Annotated in this window: 11 protein-coding genes and 1 tRNA gene; 9 read left to right on the forward strand and 3 right to left on the reverse strand. The window is 71.4% G+C overall.

The genetic code is table 11. The features are described 5' to 3' along the window. Positions 1-49: 49 nt before the first annotated feature. Both J7E94_RS32520 and J7E94_RS32525 read right to left on the reverse strand, forming a co-directional pair. Positions 50-616 carry an acetate uptake transporter gene (locus J7E94_RS32520; protein WP_215020424.1) on the reverse strand — a complete coding sequence of 189 codons (567 nt, stop codon included), beginning with the start codon at positions 614-616 and terminating at the stop codon, positions 50-52. A 97-nt stretch (positions 617-713) separates the two neighbouring features. Further along, complete coding sequence (locus J7E94_RS32525) at positions 714-1,247, reverse strand: universal stress protein (RefSeq protein ID WP_215020425.1); 534 nt, start codon at positions 1,245-1,247, stop codon at positions 714-716. 323 nt (positions 1,248-1,570) lie between these two features. Between J7E94_RS32525 and J7E94_RS32530 the strand changes: the two genes are divergently transcribed. The 4 genes from J7E94_RS32530 (at position 1,571) to J7E94_RS32545 (ending at position 4,437) form a co-directional block, all read left to right on the forward strand. Then, positions 1,571-2,014 (forward strand): hypothetical protein, encoded by a 444-nt coding sequence (locus J7E94_RS32530; RefSeq protein ID WP_374224526.1) that lies wholly within the window; start codon positions 1,571-1,573, stop codon positions 2,012-2,014. Between the two features lie 376 nt (positions 2,015-2,390). Continuing rightward, entirely contained in the window at positions 2,391-3,560 is a 1,170-nt protein-coding gene (locus J7E94_RS32535) for a helix-turn-helix domain-containing protein (protein ID WP_215020426.1), read from the forward strand. Between the two features lie 106 nt (positions 3,561-3,666). Then, positions 3,667-4,269, forward strand: a complete 603-nt coding sequence (orn, locus tag J7E94_RS32540; protein WP_215020427.1) for an oligoribonuclease — start codon at positions 3,667-3,669, stop codon at positions 4,267-4,269. Positions 4,270-4,364: 95 nt separating this feature from the next. Then, positions 4,365-4,437, forward strand: a tRNA-His gene (locus tag J7E94_RS32545). A 48-nt stretch (positions 4,438-4,485) separates the two neighbouring features. Here the strand turns inward: J7E94_RS32545 and J7E94_RS32550 are convergent. Further along, entirely contained in the window at positions 4,486-5,511 is a 1,026-nt protein-coding gene (locus J7E94_RS32550) for a LacI family DNA-binding transcriptional regulator (RefSeq protein WP_215020428.1), read from the reverse strand. 102 nt (positions 5,512-5,613) lie between these two features. Here J7E94_RS32550 and J7E94_RS32555 point away from each other — a divergent pair, with 102 nt between their 5' ends. Genes J7E94_RS32555 through J7E94_RS32575 form a run of 5 tightly spaced genes read left to right on the forward strand, consistent with a single transcriptional unit; the run spans position 5,614 to position 11,049 of the window. Next, the gene (locus J7E94_RS32555) at positions 5,614-6,939 is read left to right on the forward strand and encodes an ABC transporter substrate-binding protein (RefSeq protein WP_215020429.1); all 1,326 of its coding nucleotides are present in this window, start codon (positions 5,614-5,616) and stop codon (positions 6,937-6,939) included. A gap of 16 nt (positions 6,940-6,955) precedes the next feature. Further along, the gene (locus J7E94_RS32560; protein ID WP_215020430.1) at positions 6,956-7,942 is read left to right on the forward strand and encodes a carbohydrate ABC transporter permease; all 987 of its coding nucleotides are present in this window, start codon (positions 6,956-6,958) and stop codon (positions 7,940-7,942) included. Continuing rightward, positions 7,939-8,763, forward strand: coding sequence for a carbohydrate ABC transporter permease (locus J7E94_RS32565; protein WP_215020431.1), 825 nt, complete (start codon positions 7,939-7,941; stop codon positions 8,761-8,763). The genes J7E94_RS32560 and J7E94_RS32565 overlap by 4 nt, the downstream gene beginning before the upstream one ends. Further along, the gene (locus tag J7E94_RS32570) at positions 8,760-10,127 is read left to right on the forward strand and encodes a GH1 family beta-glucosidase (protein WP_215020432.1); all 1,368 of its coding nucleotides are present in this window, start codon (positions 8,760-8,762) and stop codon (positions 10,125-10,127) included. Before J7E94_RS32565 ends, J7E94_RS32570 begins: the two co-directional genes overlap by 4 nt. Before the next feature lie 10 nt (positions 10,128-10,137). Further along, a complete protein-coding gene (locus J7E94_RS32575; protein ID WP_215020433.1) occupies positions 10,138-11,049 on the forward strand; it encodes a hypothetical protein in 912 nt (303 codons plus the stop codon). The last annotated feature ends 67 nt before the right edge of the window (positions 11,050-11,116 follow it).

Below are 11,116 nucleotides of genomic sequence, written 5' to 3' on the forward strand. Positions count from 1 at the left end.
CCGTGCGCCCTGCGCCCGGGGGTCTTCGCCTGCTGCTCCGCTCCGGTGCTCAGCCCGCGGCGACCGCGCCGCGCCGGGCCTTGCCCATCGCCATCGGCCAGTGCGCCAGAGCCGCGGTGGCCCCGTACCAGGCCAGCAGGCCGGACACGGCGGCGACCCAGCCGCCGGCCTTGGCGAGAGCGTCGCTGCCGGCGAACGCGCCTATCGCCAGCAGGAGGAGGGAGAGGGTCAGCAGGCCGTAGACGCCCTGGCTGAACAGACCGCTCGCCGCGGCGACCGTGAGGGTCAGGGCGAGCATCGCGAAGAGGACAAGAAACGTTCCGGCTGCTTCGTCGGAGACGGAAGCTCCCGCGCCCTTGGCCCACGTGAACCAGAAGATGCCCAGGCCCGCGAACGCGGTGCCGTTGAACCCGTTCCCGCCGCGGTACTCGAGGAGTCCGAGGAGGAACAGGGCCGCGCCGCCGACGTACATCGCGAGCGATACGGAATTGGCGGCGGACACTCCGTCGATGACACCGGTGTGGCCGACGCCGAATGCGAGAAGGGTGAGACCCAAGGCGATGTGCCCGAGGGTCGAAGTCGAGGCCGTGCTTCCCGCAGAGACACCATTGTCCACGGCGGGCTCCCTTCGATCTGCAGTTGTTTGCTGCGTCCCAGCAGCATTTATCTACCCTTTACGCGGGTGCACAACCGCACAATCGCCTTACAGGCGGTCACGGAATGACAACGACCGGTCGCTGTGCCCGCTTGGCGAGCCGCCCCGCCACGGACCCGAAGATCCGGCCGACGATTCCGTGCGTGGAGCCGACCACGATGGCATCGGCCGAATACTCACGGCCGACCTCCTCCAGCTCATGGCAGATGTCACCACCGCGCTCGACCAGGATCCACGGCACTTCGGACAGGTAGTCCGCGCAGGCGAGCTCCAGTCCGAGCACCTCGGTGCGGTGGTCCGGCACGTCCACGAAGACGGGCGGCTCGCAGCCGGCCCACACGGTGGTGGGCAGCCGGTTGGCGACATGGACGATGATCAGACCGGATCCGGAGCGACGGGCCATGCCGATCGCGTACGCGAGCGCCCGCTCGCTGGATGTGGATCCGTCGAATCCCACGACGACCCCGTGCCGGAAGGCCGGATCGCAGGGCAGGCGTGTCTGTTCCACCGCGCGCACATCGGCGGCCGACGCGGGGTCGGCGAGGCGTTTGCGCTTGCGGTCCGCGGGTTCGGAGAATTCGTGACCGGCCATGGGTGTCTCGGCGAAGAGGTCCTTGGAGGAAGCAACAGGGGCGAAATTCGGCGACGCTGAGTAACGGAGCTCTGTCCGGGAAGCATCTTCCCAAGCCCATACCCACCAGGGTACGGCGACACTCCTGTCCTGCACAGGGCTTGCCGCCCTTGGAGAGCGTCCCAGGGAGCATGCCGGAGCGAGCCCGCCTTGGCAATGACCGCTGCCCCCTACAGGCAGTGACGATGGCCCCGCGCGCCACCCGTGCGCGCAGTGACCGAGCCCCGCCGAGCGGCGTTGGGCATGAGTCCGACCGTCCAGGAAGAGCCCGCAGGGAGCACGCCGTGCCCGGCCATCCGGTTCACCCCGTCCAGCCAGCTCAGCCGACGCAGTCCGTCCACTACGCCGACACCGTCCCGCACTTCACCCCGCCCCCTCGCACCCCTCTTCACTCGTCCGTGCAGTCCGCGAGACACCACCAGGAGGACCCCGCGGGTGACGTCGTCCGGTGGGCCGCCTTCAGCTGCCTGCTCGTCCCCGTGGTCCTCGTCGTCTACGGGACCTCCTTCGGCGGGGCCGCCGTCGCGACCCTCGGCCTGTTCGCCGTCACGGCCGCGTGCCGGGCGCTGCTGCGCTGCTCGGAGCGGACGCAGCGGGCGGAGCGGGCCGCGGCCCGGGTGCGGCCGGAAGAGCGGCTTCCGTCCGGCCACCGCGGCCGGCACTCCCGCGGCGGGCCCGGGAATCACCGCGGCTGCGGCGCCTCTGACGCGATCTCCCCGCATGACTGACTTGTTCGCACACCCACACCCGCATGTTTTCAGCCAACTTCCCGACAGGGTGCCCTCCTTGCCGGAATGTCCCCCCAACCCCCCTACCACCAGCGACGACAGAGCACGGGGGGCACCGCGACCCTACGGGTACTGGCCACAGGCGGACGGGGTGCTTCCCATCCAGGTAGCGGAGCGGAACGCTTCCTGATCGAATGCTTTTCGCCAAGTTGAGAAGTCGACATAGCGCTGCGTGCTGAACTTGTCACGCCGACACCACGGGACGCAGTAGATTCGATCATGTTTTTACGGCGGGGGATCCACGTGCAAGGCCGAGGGGAAACGTGCAGGTGCGACCAGACCAAGGAGTCGCGACACCCAAGGGGGGCTTAGCGCCATGAGCCAGGATTCCACCGCCGTCGTCACAGACGCCGGCCGGAAGCTCGCGGGGCGTCGCCGCAGGGAGATCGTCGCGGTGCTGCTCTTCAGCGGCGGACCGATCTTCGAGAGCTCCATTCCACTTTCCGTGTTCGGCATCGACCGGCAGGACGCGGGAGTTCCACGCTATCGACTACTCGTGTGCGCCGGTGAGGACGGTCCGCTCAGGACCACCGGCGGACTCGAACTGACCGCGCCATACGGGTTGGAGGCGATCGCCCGGGCAGGGACGGTCGTCGTGCCCGCCTGGCGCTCCATCACCTCACCGCCGCCTCCGGAGGCGCTCGACGCACTGCGTCTGGCGCACGAGGAGGGGGCCCGGATCGTCGGACTGTGCACGGGAGCCTTCGTGCTCGCCGCAGCGGGTCTGCTGGACGGCCGGCCCGCGACGACGCACTGGATGTACGCGCCGACGCTGGCCAAGCGCTACCCGTCCGTCCACGTCGATCCGCGCGAGCTGTTCGTCGACGACGGCGACGTGCTCACGTCCGCGGGCACCGCGGCCGGAATCGATCTGTGCCTGCACATCGTGCGCACGGACCACGGCAGCGAGGCGGCCGGGGCCCTGGCCCGCAGGCTCGTCGTCCCGCCGCGCCGCACCGGCGGCCAGGAACGCTATCTCGACCGGTCGCTGCCGGAGGAGATCGGCGCCGATCCGCTGGCCGAGGTCGTCGCCTGGGCGCTGGAACACCTCCACGAGCAGTTCGACGTGGAGACCCTGGCGGCCCGTGCGTACATGAGCCGGCGCACCTTCGACCGGCGGTTCCGCTCGCTGACCGGCAGCGCGCCGCTGCAGTGGCTGATCACCCAGCGGGTGCTCCAGGCGCAGCGGCTGCTGGAGACCTCCGACTACTCGGTCGACGAGGTCGCCGGGCGCTGCGGGTTCCGTTCGCCGGTCGCCCTGCGCGGGCACTTCCGGCGGCAGCTGGGGTCCTCCCCGGCCGCCTACCGCACGGCCTACCGGGCACGTCGGCCGCAGGGCGAAGCACAGGTGTCGCAGCTCTCGGAGAGCCCGGTCCCGCACCAGCGCACTCCGCAACCCCAGCGGGCGGCGGCGGCCCTGGCCGCGTCCGGCCCGTCGGTGACCGAGCTGTACTCACCGGGCCGGGTTCTGCGGGAACACGCGTAACCCACACCACGGGTACGACACGGAAGGTCCTCCACCGGTCACCACCGAATGGGGGACCTTCCGCTTGTGCGGTCCGCTGCCGGGGCGACCGCATAAGGTGGGACACATGAACGATCGCATGGTGTGGATCGACTGCGAGATGACCGGGCTCTCGTTGACGGACGACGCACTTATCGAGGTGGCCGCACTGGTCACCGACTCGGAGCTCAACGTGCTCGGCGAAGGCGTGGACATCGTGATCCGCCCGCCGGACGCGGCCCTGGAGACCATGCCCGACGTGGTGCGCGCGATGCACACCGCCTCCGGACTGCTCGACGAGCTGCCCGGGGGGACCACCCTCGCGGATGCCGAGGCCCAGGTCCTGGCGTACGTACGGAAACACGTCAAGGAGCCCCGCAAGGCGCCGCTCTGCGGGAACACGGTCGGCACCGACCGCGGCTTCCTGCTGCGCGACATGGCCGCGCTGGAGGGCTACCTGCACTACCGGATCGTGGACGTGTCCTCGATCAAGGAGCTGGCGCGCCGCTGGTACCCGCGGGCGTACTTCAACAGCCCGCCGAAGAACGGCAACCACCGGGCGCTCGCGGACATCAAGGAGTCCATCGCCGAGCTGCGCTACTACCGGGAGGCGGTCTTCGTTCCGCAGCCCGGCCCCGACGCGGACACGGCGCGGAGCATCGCCGCCAAGCACGTCGTGCCCGCCGAGTAGCACCGCCGGAGACGGGTGCGGGGAAAGGGGGGAGCGAGCACCCTCCCGGACCCTGTACCCTTTTCTTCGGCCGGTCGGTTTTCCGACCGGACATGGTGGGTGTAGCTCAGTTGGTAGAGCACCTGGTTGTGGTCCAGGTGGCCGCGGGTTCAAGTCCCGTCACTCACCCTGTGAGAAGGCCCCGGTCCGTGAAAGCGGACCGGGGCCTTCTGCGTCCTACGAGGATTCGCGGACCACCAGGCGGTTGGGCAGGACGACGGTCGCCTCGCCCGGCTCCCCTGCGATCCTCTCCAGCAGCACCCGCGCCATGGTCCGGCCCATCTCCTCGATCGGCTGCCGGACGCTGGTCAGCGGCGGGTCCATGTGCCGGGCCACCACCGAGTCGTCGAAGCCGACGAGCGCCACGTCCTGCGGTATCCGCCGGCCGGCCGCGCGCAGCTCCCGCCGGGCGCCCGCCGCCATGACGTCCGAGGCGGCGAAGACGGCGTCGAGCGCGGGCCGGCGCTCCAGCAGCTCGCGCATGGCCCGGCGGCCGCCCTCCTCGGTGAAATCGCCGGCCGCGACCAGCTGCTCGTCGACGGGGTGTCCGGCGGCCTCCAGGGCCTGCCGGTAGCCGTCCAGGCGGCACTGGGCGCCGTAGACGTCCGGGGGTCCGGTGATCGTGGCGATCGCGCGGCGGCCCCGGCCGAGGAGGTGGCGTACGGCCTCGGCCGCGCCCGCCAGGTTGTCGGAGTCCACGCAGGGCAGGGTCTCCGCGGCGGAGCGGCGGCCGCTGATCACCGTCGGAATGCCGAGCTCGGCCAGCAGCTCCGGCAGCGGGTCCCCGGCGTGGACGGAGACGAGGAGCACCCCGTCGACGCGGTGCCCGGACAGGTACTGGGAGAGGCGCCGGCGCTCGCGGTCGCTGCCCGCCAGGGTGAGGACGAGCTGGACGTCGGTCTCGGCGAGGGCGGCACCGACCCCGCGGACCACGTCGGAGAAGTACGGCTCGGCGAAGAAGCGGGCCTCCGGCTCCGGGATCACGAGGGCGATGGCGTCCGTGCGGTTGGCGGCCAGCGCCCGGGCGGCCCGGTTGGGCACGTACCCCAGCTCGGCGACGGCCGCCTCGACGGCGGCCCTCGTATGCTCGCTGACCTTGGAGGATCCGTTGATCACCCGGGATACGGTGCCGCGCCCGACTCCGGCGCGCGCCGCGACCTCCTCCAGGGTCGGCCGTCCCCCACCGCGCCCTTGACCGTTCATGGCTTCCTCCCGGTTGTGAATCTACCCCTTGACGACGATGGGAGCGCTCCCACACTGTGTCACACGACACCCGGCACGTTCCGTCCTTCAGGGAGGACCCAGATGCGAGCCCGAAGAAACCTTGTCCCCACGGCCGGTCTGCTCGGCGCGGCGGTCCTGCTGCTCGCGGGGTGCGCGCAGGACCCGGCCGAGTCCCCCGAGAAGGGCGCCCCCGCCGGCGGGAAGGCGCAGACCACGCTCACCGTCGGGGTCTTCGGGGCCTTCGGCCTCCAGGAGGCGGGGCTCTACGACGAGTACATGGCACAGAATCCCGAAGTCCGGATCGAGCAGACCTCCATCGAGCGGAACGAGAACTACTACCCCCAGCTCCTCACCCACCTGGGCACCGGCAGCGGGCTCGCCGACATCCAGGCCGTCGAGGTCAACAACATCGCCGAGATCACCGCCACCCAGGCCGGCAAGCTGGTCGACCTCGGCAAGGCGCCCGGCGTGGACAAGGCCGCCTACCTGCCCTGGAAGTGGGCGCAGGGCACGGCGAGCACCGCGAAGGGCGGGGCCACGGTCGGCCTCGGCACCGACATCGGGCCGCAGGGCATCTGCTACCGCAAGGACCTCTTCGAGGCGGCCGGGCTGCCCACCGACCGGGCGGCGGTCGGCGCCCTGTGGGCGGGCGACTGGAACAAGTACCTGGAGGCGGGCAAGGCGTACAAGGCGAAGGCCGGGGAGGGGAAGGCCTTCGTCGACTCCGCGTCGGGCGTGATGGCGGCGGTGACCGGCAGCAGCGCCCAGCGGTTCTACGACGAGCAGGGCAAGGTCGTCTACAAGACCAACCCGGCGGTGCGCGGGGCCTTCGACCTGGCGGCCTCCTTCGCCACGGAGGGGCTGAGCGCCAAACTCCAGCAGTTCACCCCGACCTGGGACCAGGGCTTCGCCAACGGCGCGTTCGCGACGGTCTCCTGCCCGGCCTGGATGCTCGGCTACATCCAGGACAAGGCGGGCCCGGCGGGCAAGGACAAGTGGGACGTGGCGCCGGCGCCGAAGCCGAGCAACTGGGGCGGCTCCTTCCTGGTGGTGCCGAAGGCGGGCAAGCACGCCGAGGAGGCCGCGAAGCTGGCCGCCTGGCTGACGGCGCCGGCGCAGCAGGCGAAGCTCTTCGAGAAGCGGGGCAGCTTCCCGAGCGCGAGCGCCGCGTACAAGCTGCCGGCGGTCTCGGGCGCGAAGCACGACTACTTCGGCGGCGCCCCGATCGGCGAGATCTTCTCGAAGGCCGCCGAGGGCGTGCCGGTGACGGCGGTCGGCCCGAAGGACCTGGTGATCGCGCAGAACCTGGCGGACATCGGGATGCTCCAGGTCGACCAGAAGGGACGTTCGCCGCAGGAAGGCTGGGACGCCGCGGTGAAGGCGATCGACAACGCCCTGGACCAGTGAGGGCCGGTGCTCGCGGATGACTGACGAGACGGCTGTCCTGTCCCCCTCCTCCGTCGGCCCGCAGCGGCCGGCGGCGGAGGGGGCCGGCCGGCGCCAGGTGTGGCGCTCGCGCCGCTACCGGTGGGACCTGCGCTGGAGCCCGTACGCCTTCGTGGCGCCCTTCTTCCTCTTCTTCGCCGCATTCGGGCTGTTCCCGCTGCTCTACACGGGCTGGGCGGCGCTGCACCAGGTGGAGCTGACCGATCCGGACAGCATGACGTGGGTGGGGCTGAAGAACTTCACCCGCCTGTGGGACGACGAGTTCTTCTGGAACGCGCTGCGCAACACCGTCACCATCGGGCTGCTGTCCACGGTGCCGCAGCTGGCGATCGCCCTGGGCCTGGCCCATCTGCTGAACTACAAGATGCGCGGCTCGGCCTTCTTCCGGGTCGCGGTGCTCACCCCGTACGCGACCTCGGTGGCGGCGGCCACGCTGGTCTTCGTCCTGCTCTTCGGCCGGGACTACGGGATGGTCAACTGGGCCTTGTCGGCGATCGGTTTCGACGCCGTGGACTGGCAGAACGGCACCTTCGCCTCCCAGTTGGCGGTCTCCACCATCGTGGTCTGGCGGTGGACGGGCTACAACGCGCTGATCTACCTGGCGGCCATGCAGGCGGTGCCGGGCGAGCTGTACGAGTCCGCGGCGCTGGACGGGGCCTCGCGGTGGCAGCAGTTCCGGCACGTGACCGTGCCCTCGCTGCGGCCGACGATCTTCTTCACCTGCGTGGTGTCGACGATCGGGGCGACGCAGCTGTTCGGCGAGCCCCTGCTGTTCAACGGCGGGGCGGGCGCGACGGGCGGCTCGGACCACCAGTTCCAGACGCTGGGGCTGTACCTGTACGAGCAGGGCTGGGTGAACCTGCACCTGGGGCGGGCCTCGGCGATCGCGTGGGCGATGTTCCTGCTCCTGCTGGTCATCGCGGGCGCGGCGCGGCTGCTGCGCGGACGGGAGGCCTCCCGATGAGATCACTGCGCGCGGGCCGGCTCACCCATGTGGTGCTCGCCCTGTTCACCGCGGGCTCGCTCTTCCCGCTGCTGTGGACGGCCATCGCGGCCTCCCGGAGCAATACCCGCCTGGCACAGACACCGCCGCCCTTCTGGTTCGGCGGGAACCTGGGGCGCAACCTCCAGGTGGCCTGGACCGACGCCAACATGGGCACGGCCCTGCTGAACACCGTGGTCGTCGCGGGCACGGTCGCGGCCGGCACCGTGGTCTTCTCCACCCTGGCGGGCTTCGCCTTCGCCAGACTCCGCTTCCGGGGGCGCCGGCTGCTGATGGCGCTGGTGGTCGGGACGATGCTGATCCCGCCGCAGCTGAGCGTGGTTCCGCTGTACATGCTGATCGCACAGCTGTCGTGGACCGACCGGCTCCAGGCGGTGATCCTGCCGACCCTGGTCTCCGCCTTCGGGGTGTTCTTCATGCGCCAGTACCTGGCGCAGTCCCTGCCGGCGGAGCTGGTGGAGGCGGCGCGCACGGACGGGGCGAGTTCGCTGCGGATCGTGTGGCACGTGGTGTTCCCGGCGGCCCGGCCGGCGATGGCGGTACTGGCCATGCTGACCTTCGTCATGGCCTGGAACGACTTCTTCTGGCCGATCGTCGCGCTGACCCAGAACGGCAGCCCGACGGTGCAGGTGGCCTTGACCGGGCTGGGCCGGGGCTACATCCCCGACCAGTCGGTCATCATGGCGGGCGCGTTGCTTGGCACGCTCCCGCTGCTGCTCGTATTCCTCGTCTTCGGCCGCCAGATCGTCGGCGGCATCATGCAGGGAGCTGTGAAGGGTTGACCAACACGCCGACGGACACGCGGGAACTGCGGTTCCCGGACGGATTCCTGTGGGGTGCGGCCACGGCCGCCTTCCAGATCGAGGGCGCGGCCGCCTCGCGCGAGCCGTCGATCTGGGACACGTTCTGCGCCACGCCGGGCAAGGTGCACGGCGGTCACACGGGCGAGGTGGCGGTCGACCACCACCGGCTGTGGCGGCAGGACGTCCGGCTGATGGGCGAGCTGGGGCTCGGGGCGTACCGCTTCTCGGTGTCCTGGCCGCGGGTGCGCTCCGGCGGGATCGGCTTCTACGACGCGCTCGTGGACGAGCTGCTCTCGCACGGGATCCTGCCCTGCCTGACCCTCTACCACTGGGACCTGCCGCAGGAGCTGGAGGCCGCCGGGGGCTGGCCCGAGCGGGAGACGGCCTACGCCTTCGCGGAGTACGCGGCGCAGGTCGCGCAGGTGCTGGCCGACCGGGTGGAGCTGTGGACCACGCTCAACGAGCCCTGGTGCAGCGCCTTCCTCGGCTACGCCTCCGGGGTGCACGCCCCGGGCCGCACCTCTCCCGCCGACTCGCTGCGCGCCGCACACCACCTGAACCTGGCCCACGGGCTGGCCGCCGCCGCGCTGCCCGCCTCGGCGAAGGTGGGGATCGCGCTCAACCCGAGCGCGGTGCGGCCGCTGACCGGCTCGGCGGCCGATCTGGACGCGCAGCGCCGTATCGACGCCCTGGCCAACCGGATCTTCACCGGGCCCCTGCTGCACGGCGCCTACCCGCAGGACCTCCTTGCGGACACCAAGGCGCTCACCGACTGGTCCTTCGTCCGCCCGGGTGACGAGGCGCTGATCCACCAGCCGTTGGACTTCCTCGGTGTGAACTACTACACCCCGGCGGTCGTGTCGGCGGCCCCCGACGGCAACGGGCCGCGCGCCGACGGCCACGGGGCGACGGCGCACTCCCCCTGGCCGGCGGCGGACACGGTGGCCTTCCACCAGCCCCCGGGGGAACGGACCGACATGGGCTGGTCCGTCGACCCGACCGGCCTGTACGACCTGCTGATGCGCTTCACCCACGAGGCGCCCGGCCTGCCGCTGCTGGTCACCGAGAACGGCGCGGCGTACGCCCCGGACGTGCACGACCCGGCGCGGATCGACTACCTGGAGGCGCATCTCGCCACCATCCACCGCGCCTTGGCCGACGGCGCCCCCGTGGGGGGCTACTTCCTGTGGTCGCTGATGGACAACTTCGAGTGGTCCTACGGCTACAGCAAGCGCTTCGGCATCGTCCACGTCGACTACGAGACCCAGGCGCGCACCCCGCGCTCCAGCGCGCACTGGTACGCGCGGCTGGCCCGGACGGGGGCGATGCCGACGGGCTTGTAGATTCGGCCTCATGCGCTTCACCACGCCGCCGCGCCCGCTGGACGTGGAGTCCCTCTTCCCCGAACTGGCCTCCCACCGCCGTACGGCGACCCGGCTGCACCCGCGCGCCGGGTCGCCCGGGGTAGGCGACAGCCACGTCGGCGGGCCGCTTCTGTGGCCCGCCGACGAGCCGTGGCCGGTGTGCGAGGCCCCGCACGGACGCGGCCCGTCCGCGGCCGGCCCCCGGCCGCTGCTCGCCGTGGCCCAGCTCTACGGCCGGGACGTGCCGGACCTGCCCGCCGGTCCGGACGGCGGCGATCTGCTCCAGGTGTTCTGGTGTCCCTTCGACGCCCACGGGCCCACGGGGGCCGGCATGTACGTGCACCTGCGATGGCGCCGCGCCGCGGAGGTGCGCGAGGCCGAGGTCCTGGCCGAGCAGCCGGAGCCCGACGCCGTCGGCTCCGACGGCTACGTGCCCAGCCCCTGCGTGCTGCACCCGGAGCGGGTCACCGAGTACCCGTACATCGAGCTGCTCACCGGAGCCCTCGGCGAACGCGTCGAGGCGTGGGAGGACGCCCAGGAGGAAGCCGCGTACGAGGCCTCCGAGGCAGAGGGCGACGGCAACGGCGCCGTCGACGCCTTTCCGAGCTACCAGTGCGACCTCTCCATCGCCCCGGGCTGGAAGGCGGGCGGACACGCCGCGTGGAATCTCACCGGCCCCGGGACGATGCACTGCCGCACCTGCGGCTCGGCGACGGAGCTGCTCCTGACGATCGCCACGCGCGAGTGGCAGTCCGACGGCACGAGCTGGATCCCGCTGGAAGAGCGGCCGGAGGACCAGGCGCACACGCCGACCGGGGTGGTCGTCGGCAACCACGGCAAGCTCCACGTCTTCGCCTGCCCCCAGGACCCGGCCCACCCGCACGAGTTCAGCGTGCAGTAGCCCTCCCGCCCCGGTGGAGGACGCCGGAGCACCTGGGGTCGGTCTAGTGCTGTGCCCGGAAAGGTTC

This window comes from Streptomyces sp. ISL-94 (genome assembly GCF_018614075.1).
In the GTDB taxonomy this organism is placed as follows: domain Bacteria; phylum Actinomycetota; class Actinomycetes; order Streptomycetales; family Streptomycetaceae; genus Streptomyces.